14 protein-coding genes are annotated in these 19,474 nt (G+C 50.8%); 7 read left to right on the top strand and 7 right to left on the bottom strand.

The window, feature by feature from the left end:
- Nucleotides 1–18: 18 nt before the first annotated feature.
- The 5 genes from kduI to NXS97_RS10190 all read right to left on the bottom strand — a co-directional run bounded on the left by kduI (nucleotide 19) and on the right by NXS97_RS10190 (nucleotide 4,049).
- Nucleotides 19–855: a 5-dehydro-4-deoxy-D-glucuronate isomerase gene (gene kduI, locus NXS97_RS10210; RefSeq protein ID WP_019105053.1), complete on the bottom strand. Its 837-nt coding sequence runs from the start codon at nucleotides 853–855 to the stop codon at nucleotides 19–21.
- A 440-nt stretch (nucleotides 856–1,295) separates the two neighbouring features.
- The gene (locus NXS97_RS10205; protein ID WP_024472321.1) at nucleotides 1,296–1,886 is read right to left on the bottom strand and encodes a hypothetical protein; all 591 of its coding nucleotides are present in this window, start codon (nucleotides 1,884–1,886) and stop codon (nucleotides 1,296–1,298) included.
- 133 nt (nucleotides 1,887–2,019) lie between these two features.
- Nucleotides 2,020–2,616, bottom strand: coding sequence for a hypothetical protein (locus NXS97_RS10200; protein ID WP_234033804.1), 597 nt, complete (start codon nucleotides 2,614–2,616; stop codon nucleotides 2,020–2,022).
- An 8-nt stretch (nucleotides 2,617–2,624) separates the two neighbouring features.
- The gene (locus NXS97_RS10195) at nucleotides 2,625–3,581 is read right to left on the bottom strand and encodes a hypothetical protein (protein ID WP_200286679.1); all 957 of its coding nucleotides are present in this window, start codon (nucleotides 3,579–3,581) and stop codon (nucleotides 2,625–2,627) included.
- Between the two features lie 330 nt (nucleotides 3,582–3,911).
- A complete protein-coding gene (locus tag NXS97_RS10190; RefSeq protein ID WP_019105056.1) occupies nucleotides 3,912–4,049 on the bottom strand; it encodes a hypothetical protein in 138 nt (45 codons plus the stop codon).
- Nucleotides 4,050–5,007: 958 nt separating this feature from the next.
- Between NXS97_RS10190 and NXS97_RS10185 the strand changes: the two genes are divergently transcribed.
- The 3 genes from NXS97_RS10185 (at nucleotide 5,008) to NXS97_RS10175 (ending at nucleotide 12,087) form a co-directional block, all read left to right on the top strand.
- Entirely contained in the window at nucleotides 5,008–6,744 is a 1,737-nt protein-coding gene (locus NXS97_RS10185) for an ABC transporter permease subunit (protein ID WP_022622292.1), read from the top strand.
- Between the two features lie 10 nt (nucleotides 6,745–6,754).
- On the top strand, nucleotides 6,755–8,092 hold the full coding sequence (locus NXS97_RS10180) for an AAA-associated domain-containing protein (protein WP_014595259.1): 1,338 nt from the start codon (nucleotides 6,755–6,757) through the stop codon (nucleotides 8,090–8,092).
- A 458-nt stretch (nucleotides 8,093–8,550) separates the two neighbouring features.
- A complete protein-coding gene (locus tag NXS97_RS10175) occupies nucleotides 8,551–12,087 on the top strand; it encodes an Ice nucleation protein (RefSeq protein WP_259232043.1) in 3,537 nt (1,178 codons plus the stop codon).
- 223 nt (nucleotides 12,088–12,310) lie between these two features.
- Here NXS97_RS10175 and NXS97_RS10170 read toward each other — a convergent pair whose 3' ends face one another.
- The gene (locus NXS97_RS10170) at nucleotides 12,311–13,564 is read right to left on the bottom strand and encodes an enolase C-terminal domain-like protein (protein WP_109706979.1); all 1,254 of its coding nucleotides are present in this window, start codon (nucleotides 13,562–13,564) and stop codon (nucleotides 12,311–12,313) included.
- Nucleotides 13,565–13,888: 324 nt separating this feature from the next.
- Between NXS97_RS10170 and NXS97_RS10165 the strand changes: the two genes are divergently transcribed.
- From NXS97_RS10165 to NXS97_RS10150, 4 genes are all read left to right on the top strand, one after another.
- On the top strand, nucleotides 13,889–14,656 hold the full coding sequence (locus tag NXS97_RS10165; RefSeq protein ID WP_014595262.1) for an SDR family oxidoreductase: 768 nt from the start codon (nucleotides 13,889–13,891) through the stop codon (nucleotides 14,654–14,656).
- A 41-nt stretch (nucleotides 14,657–14,697) separates the two neighbouring features.
- Nucleotides 14,698–15,729, top strand: coding sequence for an L-idonate 5-dehydrogenase (gene idnD / locus NXS97_RS10160; RefSeq protein WP_116220007.1), 1,032 nt, complete (start codon nucleotides 14,698–14,700; stop codon nucleotides 15,727–15,729).
- A 142-nt stretch (nucleotides 15,730–15,871) separates the two neighbouring features.
- Nucleotides 15,872–17,269, top strand: coding sequence for an MFS transporter (locus NXS97_RS10155; protein ID WP_014595264.1), 1,398 nt, complete (start codon nucleotides 15,872–15,874; stop codon nucleotides 17,267–17,269).
- A gap of 99 nt (nucleotides 17,270–17,368) precedes the next feature.
- Nucleotides 17,369–18,079 (top strand): FadR/GntR family transcriptional regulator, encoded by a 711-nt coding sequence (locus NXS97_RS10150; RefSeq protein WP_013024491.1) that lies wholly within the window; start codon nucleotides 17,369–17,371, stop codon nucleotides 18,077–18,079.
- A 276-nt stretch (nucleotides 18,080–18,355) separates the two neighbouring features.
- On the opposite strand, the gene NXS97_RS10145 is transcribed toward NXS97_RS10150, so the two are convergent.
- Nucleotides 18,356–19,024, bottom strand: coding sequence for a YecA family protein (locus NXS97_RS10145; protein ID WP_014606658.1), 669 nt, complete (start codon nucleotides 19,022–19,024; stop codon nucleotides 18,356–18,358).
- Between the last annotated feature and the right edge of the window lie 450 nt (nucleotides 19,025–19,474).

Raw genomic sequence — 19,474 nt, 5'->3', positions numbered from 1 at the left:
GCGGCGCATTGGTTAGGATTAGCGCAGATCCTTGACCGATACGTGGTCCATATCATCAAACACCTGGTTTTCACCTACCGTTCCCCAGATAAAGGTATAGGCTTTCGTACCGACACCTGAATGGATCGACCAGGCCGGTGAAATGACCGCCTGTTCGTTATGGACAAGAAGATGACGCGTTTCCTGCGGCTCACCCATCATATGAAAAACGCAGGCATCATCATCCATATCGAAATAGAGATAGACTTCCATACGGCGTTCGTGGGTATGACACGGCATGGTATTCCAGAGGTTGCCGGGTTCAAGCTGCGTTAACCCCATACTGAGCTGGCAGGTTTCCAGGACGTCAGGAACCAGATACTTGTTGATCGTGCGGCGATTGCTCGTGAGGTTATCGCCGAGCGTGACGGCAGCGGCATCGCCAGCCGTCACTTTGCGGATGGGCAATGTTTTATGCGCCGGTGCGCAGTTGTAATAAAACTTCGCGGGACGATGGGGGGCCAGGCTGCTGAACAGGACTTCTCGGGCACCTTTGCCGATATACAGCGCTTCACGATGACCGATCTCATAGTCTTCGCCATCAATGGTGACCTGACCGGGCCCGCCGATATTAATCATGCCGAGTTCGCGACGCTCCAGAAAATAGCTGACGCCAAGTTGCTTACCCACATCGTTACCTATCGCGACAGCCTGGCCGACCGGCATCACGCCGCCAACAATGATACGGTCGATATGGCTGTACACCATGGTGAACTCATCGGGCACAAAGATCTTCTCAATCAAGAATTCATCGCGTAATCCTTGTGTATCCAGCGCGTTGGCGTGGGCGCTATGAATGCTTTGTCTGACTTCCACGTTAACCTCCCGTTAGTGGTGCAAGTAAATTTATTCAGTAATGAATTAAAGCAGCATGAATTCATTTTTGTGCATCCTATTCGGCAAAAAATCTCTTTTCAATTAAAATTGAAACAATGTTTTATTTTTAAATTGAATTGGTGAGATGGCTCTGGTTTTTTTATGGGATGTGAGGTGTTCATGTAATTTAATTTGTTAATTATAAAGTGAAATGCATGTGAGCTTTATTAATTTATGATTTTTATCAGTTTTTTTAATATTTATATTATTAGATGGTTGTTAATGTTGATTTGTTTTTGTTAATACTTCTTGAGGATTTTCTTGATACTTTTAAAGTGACATTGATTTACCAAATTTTGAAAGAATTTATAATCTTAATAACACGTTCGTTATAAATAGTATTATGTAAAGATTTTATAGTCAGAAAATATATTTAACGCTCAGGGTTTATACTTTTGCCGATACAGCTTTTTACGCCAGGCGCGTGCAAACAAATAATATGCAACAGATTTGTAAAACATCCTGCTATTAAGGGATCTAATGCAAAAAATAATGAGGAGCATGCTGATAACAGAAGAGCTAATTAGCCATGCACTGTGCATTCGGGCCTGATAAATTGCGACTATATCAAATATAAAATTGAGGCTTGCCAGTGTTGTTGTAAAAACATAAATAGCAAGGTATATCTTTATAGCGTGATAGAAGCCCCTGACTATGGAAAATGCAGAGATGTAGACGAACAGGCAATAAATAATCGAAGTGATAAATACGCCTGTCAATGTAGGATATTTAGGCCAATTGAAGTTATCGATCATTTTAATGCCTAATGGCATCAGAGACATCGCACAAGAAAACAGTGAGCATATTAGACTTGAGCTTAAAGGGATACCCATAATATGCCATCCAATTGGCACTTCCATCTTATCTGTCATCTCATCTTTAATGGATTCAAGTTGTTCATCATTAGCTTTACTAATTTGTGCAGTGACCTTTTTGCTAAGCTCTAATGAACTTTTCAGATTATAAAACATGATTATCAAAAACTTCCTTGGTTTTTTATCAATACAGGATGTGTTTATTTAATAAAATAGGGTCACCATGTTTTTAATTTTTAAGTATGCTTCAACGGAAAAGCCTCGAAGCGAGGCTATAAATTCCTCTCTTTTAGAGATGTGGTTTTTCTCTTTGCATTTCAATTTGTTTACGCCAAGCGCGATTATGCAAGCAGTAAGCAATCATACGATAAAAAACTAAACTATTAATACACATAAAACTTAGTATTATCAGAATGACGCCAATGATTGAAACTATTAAGTGTGTGGTTTTTATGTCTGCACCAAGTAATGTTCCTAATATCGTATATATTAGGAAGGATATTGCTAATGTAGCAGTGCTAAAGGCTATGTAAACATAGCTTTTTAGCGCAAGATATTGCCCTTTACCAACGACCGCCATTAATGGAATGATAATAATGCAACCCACTAAGTCCGTGATCATAGCGCCGATGAAAAAAGCGTTTTTTGACCAGTCCATCCATTTTGAAATTCCATGCCAAATAGAAATTTGAGGCAGAGAGAAACTAACTACTGTGAGTATTGCGCTTATTATTAGAGGAATGCCCATAGTATGCCATCCAATAGGAGTATCCATCTCATTCATCATTGCTTCTTTAATTTCTTCTAACTTTTCATTATCACTTTTTTTTATTTTCATATCAGTGATAAAGCTTAGTTGCAATGTCTTATTTAATTGACGAAACATTTTTTTCCTTAAAGAGATATAGACTGAATAATGCCCACAACATAATTATATGTTTGCTTAACGTTTTGTGGGTTTCTTATAGTCCCTGTTAATGCACTACCAGCAAATGCGGAGGTATTAATGAGTGCATTTGTTAACTCGCGTTGTAATGATTTTTGTATTGCTTCTGTAGGGAAACGCTTAGGATATCCGCCCATTTGTATTGCGGCTTTTATACCGCCATTAGATATACCTGGATTTTGAGCACGGATGATTTCCTGCGTAATTCTTTTGCGTTCTGAACGACTTAATGTTTTTAACCACTTTAAAACACCTGACGAAGATGTACTTTTCATCAATTTATAAGTCTCAATAGTGCTTTTCAAACCAGCACCGGCACCAGCAAGAGAAACAACATCAAGCGCAGTCGTTGTTGCCACATACCAGTCTTGAGTATCTAACCATGCAACGGTATCTTCATTGCCTTCTGATATGGTCACTAATCTTCCTATACCAATTACGCATTGAAAAGTCGTGGCAACTGTTCCCGCAGTGATCACACCGGCTATAACACCTGTTGCTCCTGCTGTTAATGGCACTGACATGGTTGAGGTTAAAGCAAGAATACCTGTTACCACAGCTGCACCGCAGGACATCGCCGTCGATGTAATCTCATTCGCTAAAGAGGGCTTGCTCAGCGTATCCGTAAGTGACTTTGTTGCTACCTGCGGCGTAGTGGCATTGACCTTTGTAATCACCACATGACTTACATTACTTTGGTTCGACGAAGCGTAGCGGCGCGAAGGGCGAACAAGCCATTGTGCAAGACCATCAGAGTAAATAATGCCGACCTGACTGAAGTCCCGCGTGCAATCTAAACGATTTGCCAGAGCATTGAAATCAATGTCATCTGCGGACACCATGCCCAGACGTCGTGCGATATTGTAGTCAGGAAGGTTGTTTGAAGACTGTCCTGGTAAGGCCATTAGCTCACTCCTTGCTGATGAAAACCGGATTGCGAAGCGTCAAGGGTAAAGCGCAGCGGAAACGAATTAATTAAGAATAGTCTTAATGATCCATTAGAGCCATCAATGTGTTACTGCCCCCGTCCTTGTCAGTCATCCCTCTGTCAGAAGTCTGTTGCTTATCAAGTGATTAATCCGGCTTTACATTTCATGACAATCCAGCATGTCCAGGCGGCGACTTGTTTACAGGGCGCTCGGTTAAACGCCTTTTTTCAGCCAAACGGGTCAAACCCGGCCTACATAATATGTTGCTTTAATGTGGCAGAAAGGTTTAAAACTATCGTGCAGGAATTAATCAAATGCTTGAGTTTTTTTAACCTCTCCTTTTACTATGTTTGGGATAAACAAAATCATGAAAAACAGGGTACTTGTTGCTTTTTCTCTGCTTGCGCTGAGTGGCTGTAGCACGATGTCATCTAATGAAGCCATTCCTCCCCTTCAGGCTGAGACAGCAAAAATGCTGGGTCTGAGCTCTTCCGATGAAATCACTGTAACTAATGTATCCGCGACTAAACCAGATACCTTGGGCTCTCAAATGCTCTCTTATCGCGCCACTACAGATAAAGGTCGCATTTTTGACTGTCAGTCTCAGATGATCCCCGGGATCCTGGGGCAGGAACCCGTTGTTACCGTGCCAAAATGTACACCCGTCAAAGTACATAACTAAAAAGCGTTTCCCTGTCTGTCCGTCGGACAGGGAATATCCGTTTTATATCCAGCGTTATTTCAAGAAAGCCTTTATCTCGTTGCGTCCTGCCTTTAAAGCGGGTTCTTTTCATCAGGTTTACACATCGTAACGTTTAAGACTCGGTCTTCATTTGAACATCAATGTGGAAATCGCCTGCATTACTTGAGCGGGAAGTTTATGGCCTCCAGTGTTGTCATCCCGTCGCAAGGCGTGGATCTTACAAAAGTGAACAGGCCTCATTTTTTAAGGTAAGATTTTAAGCCTGATTTAGCGCCATATTTATCAACACGCAGGCAAGCAATCTCTGCTTCAATTTTTCTAATATTTTATGTCGGCACCTCCCTGATTGTTATCACCTGAATAAGGCCTGACGCGGCATTCATCCATCAGGGGTGATGTAGCAGGATATGATGAATCCTCGGGTGTCATTAACACTCTTGTAACGGGTTAATCATAGTGATAAAGCTAATCTGTGATTCACTAACCATCTGGGGTTTGAAGCGTCCTGACGACATTGGAGATCCGGTTTTTCATGGGAAATTAATGCATTTCAGGATGGGCGATAAGCGCCCAGTATTGCTTTCACAAAAAATTAATAAAAACCCGGTCATCAGGTGAGCATACGTTTAACAATCCTGCCTGATAATCCCTCACCTGAAATAATTCAGTCGCTCCCGTGATGAAAAGAAGAGAGGGTTCATGAACTTCCGATTCACCATGCTGGCGGCCAACAGACGGTTATTGCCTAACGTCTGGGATGCCGTGGCTTTTCCCTTGATCATTTGTCTGATTGCTATGGTCGCGGTCGGCTTTCATCAAACGTTGATGCCGATAGACAGTTTAAAAACCCAGGCTATCTCGCTCGATCCCACTAATCTGCCGGAATATGCCATGCGCACCACGCTGCGCATGCTGGTGGCAATGCTGGCTTCCCTGGTGTTCAGCCTGATTTACGGCACGCTGGCCGCCAAAAGCCGCCGTGCTGAAAAGGTGCTGGTGCCAATTCTGGATATCCTGCAGTCTGTGCCGGTGCTGGGATACATCTCCTTTACCGTCACCTTCTTTATTGCGCTTTTTCCGGGGCAGGTGCTGGGCGTAGAACTGGCGGCCATCTTTGCCCTGTTCACCAGCCAGGCGTGGAACATGACCTTTAGCTTCTATCAGTCGTTGCGCACCGTGCCAGCCGATTTGGTGGAAGTCTCGCGCGGATTTCATCTGACCGGATGGCAACGTTTCTGGAAGCTGGATGCGCCTTTTGCTGTGCCGGGGCTGGTATGGAACATGATGATGTCGATGTCAGGCGGCTGGTTCTTTATTGTCGCCTCTGAAGCGATCACGGTCGGCAATAACACCTTTACCTTGCCCGGTGTCGGAGGCTATCTGGCGCAGGCTATTCTGCATAAAGATATCCACGCGGTAGGCTGGGTGTTACTCACCATGGTGATTGTGATTCTGGCTTACGACCAGTTGCTGTTCAGACCGCTGGTCGCCTGGGCAGATAAGTTCCGCATGGAAAACACCCGCTCAGGCAATGCGCCAACCTCCTGGGTGCGTGATTTGATGCGTCGAACCCGTCTGATTCATCAGATCTTCACGCCGTTACGGCTGCTGCTGTCCGCGCTGGCGCGTATCTCATGGCGCTGGCCGACAGCGGCAACCGTGCGTTTCGAGAACAATACTCGCCGCGCTTCAAGGCTGGGTGACATTGTCTGGGGCGCGTTCGTCATTTTACTGACCCTGTATGTGGTGTACCGGGTCATTACTTACGTTCAGATCGGCGTGACGCTGGATGAGGTGAAACACGTTTTCACGCTGGGGCTGATTACCTTATTGCGCGTGACGGTGCTGATTCTGATTTCGTCGCTGATATGGGTGCCGTTAGGCGTAATGATTGGCCTGCGGCCTGCTCTGGCGGGCAAGATTCAGCCCGTGGCTCAGTTTCTGGCAGCCTTCCCGGCAAACCTGATGTTCCCGGTTTTCGTGATTATGATTGTGCATTTTCATCTTAATCCCGATATCTGGCTGTCACCGCTCATTGTGCTTGGCACCCAGTGGTACATTCTGTTTAACGTTGTGGCAGGGACTACTGCGTTTCCGAATGACTACAAAGAGGCTGCAGCGAACTTTCATATCCGCGGCTGGCAATGGTGGCGCCAGGTGATGTTGCCCGGCATTTTTCCTTATTACATTACGGGCGCGATTACCGCTTCCGGAGGCGCGTGGAACGCCAGCATCGTGTCTGAATTTGTGCAGTGGGGGAATACGCAGGTCACGGCGCACGGTTTAGGTGCCTACATCGCACAAACCACCGCCGCCGGGGATTTCCCCAAAATCATTCTCGGTATCGCGGTGATGTCGCTGTTTGTCACCCTGTTCAACCGTCTGTTGTGGCGACCGCTGTACGTGTACGCCGAATCAAAATTCCGTGCCAATTAAGGGACACCTGATGTTAAATAATCCACCCACACTGAACCCAGACGTGTCGAACAGGAAACCAGAAGGGCGCAAAGCGGTCCTGACGGTGAAAGACATTAAGCACGGTTATGATAAAACGCATGGTGAAGTACTGATTCTGGATGACGTTAATCTCACCCTGCAGGAAGGGGAAATTGTCGGTCTGCTGGGCCGCTCAGGCTCAGGGAAATCCACGTTGTTACGCATCATTTCTGGCCTGATCACGCCAGGTTCGGGCGCGGTTGAGTATCTGGGCAAGCCGCTTAACGGGCCGGCCAAAGGCGTGGCGATGGTGTTCCAGACCTTTGCGCTGTTTCCCTGGCTGACGGTACTGCAAAACGTGGAAGCTGGCCTGGAGGCGCTGGGCGTGGAAAAAGCGGAGCGCAGAAAACGCGCCCTGGCAGCCATCGACCTGATCGGCCTGGACGGTTTTGAAAACGCCTACCCACGCGAGTTGTCAGGCGGAATGCGTCAGCGTGTCGGTTTTGCTCGCGCGCTGGTGGTCGATCCCACTCTCTTATTAATGGATGAGCCTTTCTCTGCACTGGACGTATTAACCGCCGAAACGCTGCGTACGGATTTACTCGATTTGTGGAACGAAGGGCAGATGCCGATGAAGTCGGTGCTGATTGTCACTCACAATATCGAAGAAGCCGTGTTTATGTGCGACCGCATTCTGGTGCTGTCGTCGAATCCCGGACGCGTGGTGGCTGAAATCAAAGTGCCCTTTGGCCATCCCCGCAATCGCCTTGATCCCGCATTCCGTCGTCTGGTTGATGATGTGTACACGCAGATGACCGCCAGGCCAACCAGCGATAATGTGAAAAAGAGCCTCAGGCTGGGCACGCACCTGCCGCAGGTATCAACTAATCTGATGGCCGGCCTGATTGAAACCCTGGCGGCCGCGCCCTATCACGGTCGTGCAGACATGCCGGATGTTGCGCGTTCGCTGCATCTGGAGGTCGATGAGCTGTTCCCGATAGCCGAAGTGCTACAGTCACTGGGCTTTGCCGACGTCAGGGAAGGGGATATTTTCCTGACGCCACCTGCCCGGGTTTTTGCCGAATCGGATACCCAGCAGCGCAAAGTCATGTTTGCCGATCATCTGCTGCGCTATGTGCCGCTGGCCGCCTTGATTAAAACCGTGCTGGATGAACGTCCCGGTCATCGTGCGCCACGCATGCGTTTCGAGCAGGAGCTGGAAGACTCACTGGCTGACAGCGCCGCCAAAGAGACGCTGGACAGCGTGATCAACTGGGGCCGCTATGCAGAGATCTTCTCTTATAACGATCAGACCGAATATTTTAGTCTGGAAGACGTTGAGTTTTAATTCTGCTCGCTCAGCAAAACGTTGCGCTATCCCTTACACCATCCCGTTACTCTGCACGGGATGGTGCCTGAAAGATTCTCAAGGCAATAATCCTTTCTGAAAGATAAATAAACGCGGTTTACACTGTTCTTATTCCTCAGAGGTAAATGGTTTATTGTGGTATTTGATAACTATAATTCATTGCCTGCACATTGAAAGCCAGTTGTTTAACTGGCTTGTTCGTGTTTTTTTCTCTTATTATTTTGGGGTGAATTGATTATTGGTGAATATTTAATTCTGTTTTATTTGTTAATTTTATGGTTTCTGAAAATTAAGTGGCGGTAATTTATTATTTATTAATATTTCGTGATCTCATTAATGTTTGTGAGTTGGGCGATGGTTAAACAATTAGGATTAGGTTCTTTTAGAACCAGAGGAGTAAGACTGTTTTCATGCCCTAATGAAATGAAGGTTTAGACATGAAAGAAGACAAGGTTTTAATATTACGTACCTGTGCTAATAATATGGCCGATCACGGCGGAATCATCTGGCCGTTAAGCGGTATCGTAGAGTGTAAATACTGGAAGCCGGTTAAAGGCTTTGAGAACGGACTAACGGGGCTAATCTGGGGAAAAGGATCGGATTCACCGCTGAGCCTGCACGCTGATGCCAGGTGGGTTGTCGCTGAAGTGGCTGCCGATGAGTGTATCGCTATTGAAACTCATGGCTGGATTAAATTTCCCCGTGCTGAGGTTCTTCACGTTGGAACGAAAACCAGTGCGATGCAATTTATCCTGCACCATCGGGCTGATTACGTTACCTGTACGGAAATGCAGGCCGGGCCTGGAGCGCCTGATGTCACTTCAGAGGTAAAGGCAGGCGATCGATCGCTGCCTGTAACAGATGATATTGATGCGACCATTGAATCAGGCAGTACGCAGCCGACACAAACGATTGAAATCGCAACCTATGGCAGTACGCTCAGCGGCACGCATCAGAGTCAGCTGATTGCCGGATATGGCAGTACTGAGACGGCGGGTGATAGCAGCACATTAATTGCCGGTTATGGTAGCACCGGTACAGCGGGATCAGACAGCACATTAGTCGCGGGCTACGGCAGTACCCAAACCGCAGGTGAAGAGAGCAGCCAGATGGCGGGTTACGGCAGCACGCAGACCGGCATGAAAGGCAGCGATCTCACCGCCGGTTACGGCAGTACCGGCACGGCGGGCGCCGACAGCTCCCTGATCGCCGGTTACGGCAGTACCCAGACGGCGGGCGAAGACAGCTCGCTGACAGCCGGTTACGGCAGTACCGGTACGGCGGGTGACGACAGCTCCCTGATCGCCGGTTACGGCAGTACCCAGACGGCGGGCGAAGACAGCTCGCTGACAGCCGGTTACGGCAGTACCGGTACGGCGGGTGACGACAGCTCCCTGATCGCCGGTTACGGCAGTACCCAGACGGCGGGCGAAGACAGCTCGCTGACAGCCGGTTACGGCAGTACCGGTACGGCGGGTGACGACAGCTCCCTGATCGCCGGTTACGGCAGTACCCAGACGGCGGGCGAAGACAGCTCGCTGACAGCCGGTTACGGCAGTACCGGTACGGCGGGTGACGACAGCTCCCTGATCGCCGGTTACGGCAGTACCCAGACGGCGGGCGAAGACAGCTCGCTGACAGCCGGTTACGGCAGTACCGGTACGGCGGGTGACGACAGCTCCCTGATCGCCGGTTACGGCAGTACCCAGACGGCGGGCGAAGACAGCTCGCTGACAGCCGGTTACGGCAGTACCCAGACCGCGCAGAAGGGCAGCGATCTTACTGCAGGTTATGGCAGTACCTCTACGGCAGGCTATGAAAGTTCATTGATCGCGGGCTATGGCAGTACCCAGACAGCGGGTTACGGTAGCACGCTGACAGCGGGTTACGGCAGTACGCAGACCGCGCAGAACGAAAGCGATCTCATCACCGGCTATGGCAGTACGTCTACAGCCGGGGCAAATAGTTCACTGATCGCAGGCTATGGCAGCACGCAGACAGCCAGCTACAACAGTGTGCTAACGGCGGGCTACGGCAGTACCCAGACGGCGAGAGAAGGCAGTGACCTCACTGCCGGGTACGGCAGCACCGGCACGGCAGGCTCGGACAGCTCAATCATTGCAGGTTACGGCAGCACCCAGACCGCCAGTTATCACAGTAGCCTGACGGCGGGCTACGGCAGTACGCAGACGGCGCGCGAACAGAGTGTGCTGACGACCGGTTACGGCAGCACCTCAACCGCCGGCGCCGACAGTTCCCTGATCGCGGGCTATGGCAGCACGCAGACCGCCGGTTACAACAGTATTCTGACGGCCGGTTACGGCAGCACCCAGACGGCGCAGGAGGGCAGCGATCTCACCGCAGGTTATGGCAGCACCTCAACCGCCGGCGCCGACAGCTCCCTGATCGCGGGCTACGGCAGCACCCAGACCGCCAGCTATCACAGTAGTCTGACGGCGGGTTACGGCAGTACGCAGACGGCGCGCGAACAGAGTGTGCTGACGACCGGCTACGGCAGCACCTCAACCGCCGGTGCCGACAGCTCTCTGATTGCGGGCTATGGCAGCACGCAGACAGCGGGTTACAACAGCATCCTGACGGCCGGTTACGGCAGCACCCAGACGGCGCAGGAGAATAGCGATCTGACCACGGGCTACGGCAGTACCTCGACGGCGGGTTACGACAGCTCGTTAATCGCGGGCTACGGCAGCACGCAGACCGCCGGTTATCACAGTATTCTGACGGCCGGTTACGGCAGCACCCAGACGGCGCAGGAGCGCAGCGATCTGACCACCGGCTACGGCAGTACCTCGACGGCAGGCCCCGACAGTTCCCTGATCGCGGGCTACGGCAGCACGCAGACCGCCGGTTACAACAGTATTCTGACGGCCGGTTACGGCAGCACCCAGACGGCGCAGGAGAATAGCGATCTGACGACCGGCTACGGCAGTACTTCTACGGCAGGTTATGAGAGTTCACTGATCGCAGGCTACGGCAGCACCCAGACCGCCAGTTTTAAAAGTACGTTGATGGCTGGTTACGGGAGTTCGCAGACGGCCAGAGAACAGAGTTCGTTGACTGCCGGATACGGCAGTACCTCAATGGCCGGTTATGACAGCTCATTGATTGCCGGTTACGGCAGTACCCAGACGGCGGGTTATCAAAGTACGCTGACAGCCGGTTACGGCAGCACGCAAACGGCCGAGCACAGTAGTACGCTAACGGCAGGTTACGGCAGTACCGCAACGGCGGGCGCCGACAGCTCCCTGATCGCAGGCTACGGCAGTTCGCTGACCAGCGGTATTCGCAGCTTCCTGACGGCGGGTTATGGCAGTTCGTTGATCAGCGGACTTCGCAGCGTACTCACCGCCGGTTACGGAAGCAGCCTGATTTCGGGCAGACGCAGTAGCCTGACGGCGGGATATGGCAGTAATCAGATCGCCAGCCACCGAAGCTCGTTGATTGCTGGCCCGGAAAGCACCCAGATCACCGGCAACCGCAGCATGCTGATTGCGGGAAAGGGCAGCTCACAAACGGCGGGTTATCGCAGCACATTGATCTCCGGGGCAGACAGCGTGCAAATGGCCGGAGAGCGCGGCAAGCTGATTGCCGGAGCGGACAGCACCCAAACCGCCGGGGATCGCAGCAAGCTTCTGGCAGGCAACAACAGCTACCTCACCGCTGGCGATCGCAGCAAACTCACGGCAGGCAATGACTGCATCCTCATGGCGGGAGACCGAAGCAAGCTGACGGCGGGCATCAACAGCATTCTCACCGCCGGATGCCGTAGCAAGCTGATAGGAAGCAATGGTTCAACCCTGACCGCCGGGGAAAACTCAGTTCTGATTTTTCGCTGCTGGGATGGAAAGCGCTACACTAACGTGGTCGCTAAAACCGGAAAGGGAGGAATAGAAGCGGATATGCCTTACCAGATGGATGAGGACAATAATATCGTGAATAAACCCGAAGAATAATCGCCATAACAGAGGGAATGTTCGCGAGGGGACGGGAGGTTTAAACAGCGTGCAGACCAGGCTTAAAAAAGCAGAGAAGCGTGTTCTTGTTGGCTATTTATCTGTCCCTGAACACAGTAAAGTCGACCTGAACGGCCTGTTGTGGTCCAGGCCGGCCAGGCCAACAATGCCAGGGAAAAGCAAAAAGGCCCATTGCTGAGCCTCTGCAAAAAGACCTGATGACTCAGGGACGCCAGACTGTGCCATCCGGAGTCCTGGCCATCGTCCAGGTCGGATTGCCGCCCTCGCAGGGGAATTTCGCCGCCAGCGCTTCGTTGATATCAATCCCTAACCCCGGCTTGTCATTGACGTAAGCATAGCCCTGATCCACTTCAGGACAGCCCGGGAAGACTTCACGTAGCGCATCATTCATTGGCGTGTATTCCTGAATGCCGAAATTAGGCGAGCTCAGATCCAGATGCATGTTTGCGCAAACCCCAATCGGGGAGATATCCCCAGGGCTGTGCCAGGCGGTGCGAACACCGTTTAATTCACTGTAGATAGCGATTTTTTTCGCCGGTGTGATACCGCCAATCGAGCTGATATGACAGCGGATATAATCAATCAGCTTATTGTCGATCAACGGCTTCCACTCATTCACGTTAACGAACAGCTCGCCCATTGCAATCGGCGTGGAAGACTGCTGGCGCAACATTTTCAGCCACTCCGTATTCTCGGGAGCAACCGGATCTTCAAGGAAGAAAAGCTGATAAGGCTCCAGCGCTTTAGCCATATGAATGGCATTAATCGGCGTAATACGTTCATGGGCATCATGGAGTAGCTCCACGCTGAAACCCAGTTTATTGCGCAGATGATCAAACAGACGCGGAATGCTTTTCGCATAGGCTTCCGGATCAAAATAGATCCCCGGGGCTTTGGTGCGAGGCGAGCGCTTGGGTTGAATATTTTTCGCTTTCACCATGCGATTGGCAATCAGTCGCAGGTCATCAGTACCGGCACCGCCGTACATGCCCATCTGGCAGCGAATATACTGGTAGCCTTCTTCCATTTTGGCGCGAGCGCTGTCTTCCACTTCAACTTCATCGGCGCCATCGGTGTGCACATAGAGCGCAATACCGTCGCGACATTTCCCACCCAGCAGTTCATAAACCGGCAGGCCAGCCTGTTTACCTTTGATATCCCATAGCGCCATATCAATGCCGGAAAGGGCATTATTCATTACCGGACCATTGCGCCAGTAGCCACTCACTGTGGCGGACTGCCATATATCTTCTATTCTGGCGGGATCTTTGCCAATCAGAAACGGGGCAAGGTACTCATCAATGGCACTTTGTACGGCGTAAATGCGCTGGGTAAAGGTGGCGCAACCCAAACCGTACAGTCCGGGCTCATTAGTTTCAATTTTAACCACCACCAGATCGATGCCGCCCGGCGCAGTCAAAATTGTTTTTACATTGGTGATGAACAGATTGCTCACACTAGCTCCTTATTATTCAGAACATTAACCGCACCGTACTCATCGCTGCTACGCAGGGTTTAATGGTATGTTGTCATACAATATTTCCTTTCTATCATAAATTTATCCGGCTTGAATTCTGCACTGCTATTTTTGTGACGGCGATCTAATGAAACGTCTCAGGCTAAATGCATTGTTTTTATGTCTATTAAATACAATGATTTGATGGTTTTTTCTGTTAAGCATTTGTGATATGTGCCTCATAAATACGCTTTGTGTATTGATTTAATCTGTCGGCAAATTCACCTTAATAAGATAGTTGTCATACATATTTAAAGGTGGATTATGACTGCAATGTTCGATCTGACTGGTAAAACGGCTTTGATAACGGGGTCCTCCCGCGGCCTGGGGTTTGCCTACGCCGAAGCATTAGCCGCTGCCGGGGCAGAGGTTATTTTGAACGGCACGCGTGAAGCGGTGCTGAACGAGGCCGTTGAACAGCTTAAAAATAAAGGCTATCGCGTCTCCGGCCGGGTGTTTGATGTGACCTGTGAAAGCGCGATAGAGCAGGTGTTCGCCAGTCTGGATGAGCAGGGCATCGCAGTCGATATCGTAATAAATAATGCCGGGATCCAGTACCGCAAACCCATGCTGGAGCTGGAACTGGAAAACTGGCAAAAGGTGATTGATACCAACCTCACCAGCGCCTTTCTGGTTTCGCGCGCGGCAGCCAAACGCATGATTGCCCGCGATCGGGGCGGCAAAATCATCAATGTCGGTTCGTTGACCAGCCAGGCGGCCAGGCCAACCGTTGCACCTTATACCGCTGCCAAGGGCGGCATTAAGATGCTGACCTGCTCAATGGCGGCCGAATGGGCGCAGTTTAATATCCAGACCAATGCGATTGGGCCGGGATATATCCTGACGGACATGAACAGTGCGCTGGTGGACGATGCCCGGTTCGACAGTTGGGTGAAAAGCAGTAACCCTTCGCAGCGCTGGGGACGGCCAGAAGAAGTGGCCGGTACGGCCGTTTTTCTTTCATCGCCTGCCTCAGATTATATCAATGGTCAGATTATCTACGTGGATGGCGGCTGGCTGGCCGTGCTGTAAGCGTTATTGACCCGGAAGAGGAAAAACATGTGCACAGCATAATGACGCATGCCTGCGTGGCAAAGGGTAAAAAAGAGATCGCGGTTGAGCAGCGCGAACTGAAGTATTCGGATGATGATGTCGTTGTTCAAGTGGAGTGCGGCGGCATCTGCGGCTCGGATATTCATTATTACCATGAAGGACGTGCCGGATTATCCGTGATTAAGCAACCACTGGTGATAGGTCACGAATTTGTGGGGCGGATTTTCCAGGCGCCGGCAGCATCAGGGTTAGAACCGGGACAAAAAGTCGCGATTAATCCATCACAGCCATGTGGTCAGTGTGAGTATTGTCGGGCAGGTAAACAGAATGCCTGCGCCACCATGCGCTTTATGGGGAGCGCCCAGTTCACTCCGCACGTGAATGGTGGATTTGCACAATATGTCGTGGTGCCTGCGAAGCAGTGCGTGGCTTATGATGAGCAGGTTCCGGCCAGCGTCATGGCCGTTGCTGAGCCTACCGCCGTCGTGATCCATGCGCTCAACGTGGCAGGCAGCATCGTCGGGAAAAGGGTGCTGGTGATGGGCGCGGGCCCCATCGGCGCCTTAGCGATTGCCGCGGCAAGCGCTTCCGGCGCGGCAGAGATCGTGGCGTTCGATCCGAGCGAGCGCTGCCGCCGCATCGCGGTAGAAATGGGGGCTGATGCGGCAGTAGATGCGAGCGATCGTGCCGCCGTTGCCCGCTACGGTGAAAATCGGGGATATTTCGACGTTACGCTGGAAGCCAGCGGAGCCGAAGCGGCGATTGAATCCAGTATTCTGGTTACGCGGCCGGGCGGCGTTGTGGTTCAAATTGGGATGGGAAAAAGTCCGCTTAATTTCCCGGTAGCGCAGATGCTGGTAAAAGAAATTAGCTGGAAAGGCTCCTTCCGTTTTATCGATGAATTTGATGTGGCGGTGAAATGGCTGGAAAAAGGCATTATCGATCCGCGTCCGATTCTTTCCGGCAATTATGCCTATCACGATATTGAAGCGGCATTAAAGGCGGCCAGTGATAAAACAGAACATTCAAAAGTATTAGTTCAGTTTTCATAAAATATCTCAGAACCTGTAGTTATTACTCTGGCTTAAAACATCGGTGATTGTCGCGGGTGAAGAGATCCTCACGCTCCGCGTAAGCGGCACTCGCCTGTCATTTAGTCGCCTGTTAACGCATCGTCGACCTCAGGGTGAAAACATGAGTCATTTAAATACCAACACCACAGAACGTAATACCTCTGATCTGGTCCGGGCATCCGTATCAGGATGGCTGGGTACAACGTTAGAATTTATGGATTTCCAGCTCTATTCTCTTGGTGCGGCGTTAGTTTTTCATGAAGTCTTTTTTCCCGAACAGTCGGGTGCGATGGCGCTGATTCTGGCAATGGGAACCTACGGTGCAGGTTATATCGCGCGAATCGTCGGCGCCGTTTTTTTTGGGAAAATGGGCGACCGTGTTGGCCGAAAAAAAGTCCTGTTTATCACTATCGCCTTAATGGGCGTTTGTACCACCTTAATTGGCGTATTACCCACTTACCAGCAGGTGGGTATTTTAGCGCCCTTGCTGCTGGTGGCGCTGCGTATTATTCAGGGATTAGGCGCCGGTGCAGAAATATCGGGTGCCAGCACTATGCTGGCTGAATATGCGCCCAAAGGGAAAAAGGGCATTATTGCCTCGCTGGTTGCCATGGGCACCAACTGCGGCACGTTAAGTGCAACCGCCATCTGGGCGGCTATGTTCTTTTTCTTCACCAATGACGAAGTCATTGCCTGGGCATGGCGTATTCCTTTCCTGGCCAGTTTCGTCGTGATGGGATTTGCTATCTGGCTGCGCTTCAACCTGAAAGAAAGTCCGGTGTTTGAAAACGTTGCCGAATCTGCCACCGTCAAGCCCCACGATCAGCCGGCACAGTCTGTTTTCCAGTTAATCAAAGGCAAAGCCTTCTGGATTGCTACCGGGCTGCGATTTGGTCAGGCGGGTAACTCGGGCATCATCCAGACCTTTCTGGCGGGTTATATGGTTCAGACGCTGTTGTTCAATAAGGCGGTTCCCACCGATGCCATCATGGTGAGCTCGGTAATAGGATTTATGACAATTCCTCTTATCGGCTGGCTCTCAGACCGGATAGGGCGCCGTATTCCTTACCGCATTCTGACGCTGGGCTCGATTATTCTGGCTTATCCGATGATTTCACTCATCGTCGATAACGCGCAGGCGGTGAGTACCATCATGGTTTGCCTGATCGTCATTCACAATATCGCAGTGTTGGGCCAGGCGGCGATTGAAGGGATCACCATGGCAGAGATGTTTGGTTCCAGAAACCGTTTCGCGCAAATGGCCATCTCTAAGGAGATCGGTGGGCTGTTTGCCACTGGCTTAGGGCCGCTCCTGGCCGGTATTTTCTGCCAGCTCACGGGCACCTGGTATCCGATTGCGATCATGCTGATCGGCTATTCCTGTATCGGCCTGCTGGCTTCACTGATAATGCCAGAGGTGGTGGATCGGGATCTTACCGCAGAGGCCGATGCCTCGGGCGGCGTGCCGGATGGTTGTCATCCTGTTGCCCCCTCGATCCGGGCAGGAAGCGGCGAGTAAGGCAAGGTTGAACCCTGTCTGTCACTGCGTTAGCGCAGGACTTTGCTGGAAAGGATAAGATAGAATGGCGTCATGTAGGACATCATATGAGAAGGTGTTGTGAGCATAAAATCCATTCAGAAACAGAACGTCGTTAACGAAGTGTTCGAGCAAATTAAGGCGAAGCTACTGGACGGTAGCTGGTCCGCAGGCACGCGTTTACCTTCTGAAGCGGAGCTGACGCACTCTTTCAATGTCAGCAGGGTCAGTATACGCAGCGCGGTGCAGCGCCTGCGCGATCTGGGTATCGTGATTACCCGTCAGGGCAGCGGCAGTTACGTGTGTGAAGACTTTTCGCCACAGATGCTTAATCACAATGCCAGACCGTTAATGCATCTGAGCCGGGAAGCCTTTAACGACATGATGGTTTTTCGCCAGACCGTCGAGTTTAAATGTGTTGAGCTGGCAGTGGAACATGCCACAGAAGAGGATATTGGCCTGCTGGAGCAGGCGCTCAATAACATGCTTATTAATAAAGGCGATTATAAGAAATATTCGGAAGCGGATTACGAATTTCATCTGGCGATTATCCGTGCCTCTCATAACAGCGTGTTTTACAACGTGATGAAGTCAATCAAAGATATTTATTACTATTATCTTGAAGAACTGAATCGCTCACTGGGCATTACGCTTGAAAGTGTTGAGGCGCACATCAAAGTCTTTATGGCGATTAAAAACCGCGATGCGTCCTCGGCGGTACAGGTGCTGAATGAGGCGATGAAACATAACGTGGTCGCCATCGATATGATTAAAAAAGAAGAGGGGGAATAGGCTGTTTCGCGCTGCGGGAACGCGAAAAAAGCCACCCCCTTCTGCAGGCTGAGGAAAACAGGATTCACCGTGACAGGCTTCTTATTGCCATTGCTCTGCTGGTCCGTTTTATCGCCAGTAACGCGCTGGTCTGGGTCATGAGCACGTAGCGATCCAGCATTCTGTAAGAAATGAGGGCGAAGCGGCAGGTTAGCCATAGGGCTCTTCCGACGTGAGTGGTGAAGTTAACGGTGGCAGAATAAACAAGGGAGCCAGTGGACCGGGCTCCCTCTTCAATCAATGCAGGCAGCACTGCTTGTATTTTCTTCCGCTGCCGCAGGGGCAGGGATCGTTGCGGCCCGGCTGTTTTTCCGCAGTGACCGGCTGCTGCACCTGAGGAATCGCTTCGGGCTGTGAGATCCAGTAATCATGAAGCGCCAGGGCGGCAGGGCGGATAGCATCAATGCTGCTTTCCATTTCTTCAGGCGTGAGCGCATCAACCTTTTCCAGATTCTCTTCTGTGCCGTGCAGGGCTATGGCGTCCAGTGAGTCCTGGAGTTCAGCAGGGAGTGCAGACCAGTCGGTTAAGGCCACGCCGCGCATATAGCCGTAGCACCACTCTTCAACGACGGTAAATTCCAGACCTTCCATTTCGCGCACGCCAAACAGGGGTTCAAACTGTTCTGGAAACTCAGACAGGCGGTCAGCAATGTCATTCATGTGCTGGAAACTGAGTTCCATAAAGCGCGTCATTTCGCGCTCATTACTCCATTTGGGAATATGCTTTTCGCCGCCCCAGAGCGCGACCAGCCAGCGGCTTGGCTCTACCGTCGTCGGACCTGAAAGCACGGCAGTAAGCAGGCCATCCAGTTCTGAAACATCAAGAATCGACGCTTCACTACCGTATTTTTCCAGCATATCTTCGAGCCATTGCAGCTCTTTTTCGCTTAACGGGCCTTCTTTCATGGGATATCTCCGAACGTGTCTGGTGCAGCAGAAAATTTACTGCGTGTAAAAACGCGCAGTGTACACGCTTATTGCGCTGATGGCAGTGTCGTCGGGTTGCCCTGAACGGCAGCGGACTCAGCAGAGGCATTACCAGGCCTGCTATGTTACTCTTCGCGGCCTGCAATACGTTTTCCTGCACGATCGTGGCTATATCAGGCGCCAACCTGCTTCGTTTCCCTTACGTGTGTCCTGCCAGGGGTGACATCCTTCAGTAGGAAACGATGACCAGAAGCATAAAGATTTGGCTAATCTGTGTCGATATAGGCACAGCGGAATAATCCCCCGGCATGATGCTGATATGAACGTTCGTCAGTGCCTGATAACAACAATAAAATGGGCGCGAGGACGTGACCAGAAAAGAGTATTCACCCCAGAGGTTACACCGCCTGTTGAGCGGATGCGGGCACC

It is taken from the genome of Pantoea sp. B623 (genome assembly GCF_024814475.1).
Classification (GTDB): Bacteria; Pseudomonadota; Gammaproteobacteria; order Enterobacterales; family Enterobacteriaceae; genus Pantoea; species Pantoea ananatis.
Note: the sequence above shows the minus strand (reverse complement) of the source record. Positions and strands in the feature narration are given on the sequence as shown.

Coding starts and splice junctions, on each gene's coding strand:
- NXS97_RS10205 (WP_024472321.1), bottom strand. CDS start 1,886: ATGTTTTATAATCTGAAAAGTTCATTAGAGCTTAGCAAAAAGGTCACT.
- NXS97_RS10200 (WP_234033804.1), bottom strand. CDS start 2,616: ATGTTTCGTCAATTAAATAAGACATTGCAACTAAGCTTTATCACTGAT.
- NXS97_RS10195 (WP_200286679.1), bottom strand. CDS start 3,581: ATGGCCTTACCAGGACAGTCTTCAAACAACCTTCCTGACTACAATATC.
- NXS97_RS10190 (WP_019105056.1), bottom strand. CDS start 4,049: ATGGCTTCATTAGATGACATCGTGCTACAGCCACTCAGCGCAAGCAGA.
- NXS97_RS10185 (WP_022622292.1), top strand. CDS start 5,008: ATGAACTTCCGATTCACCATGCTGGCGGCCAACAGACGGTTATTGCCT.
- NXS97_RS10180 (WP_014595259.1), top strand. CDS start 6,755: ATGTTAAATAATCCACCCACACTGAACCCAGACGTGTCGAACAGGAAA.
- NXS97_RS10175 (WP_259232043.1), top strand. CDS start 8,551: ATGAAAGAAGACAAGGTTTTAATATTACGTACCTGTGCTAATAATATG.
- NXS97_RS10165 (WP_014595262.1), top strand. CDS start 13,889: ATGACTGCAATGTTCGATCTGACTGGTAAAACGGCTTTGATAACGGGG.
- idnD (WP_116220007.1), top strand. CDS start 14,698: ATGACGCATGCCTGCGTGGCAAAGGGTAAAAAAGAGATCGCGGTTGAG.
- NXS97_RS10155 (WP_014595264.1), top strand. CDS start 15,872: ATGAGTCATTTAAATACCAACACCACAGAACGTAATACCTCTGATCTG.
- NXS97_RS10145 (WP_014606658.1), bottom strand. CDS start 19,024: ATGAAAGAAGGCCCGTTAAGCGAAAAAGAGCTGCAATGGCTCGAAGAT.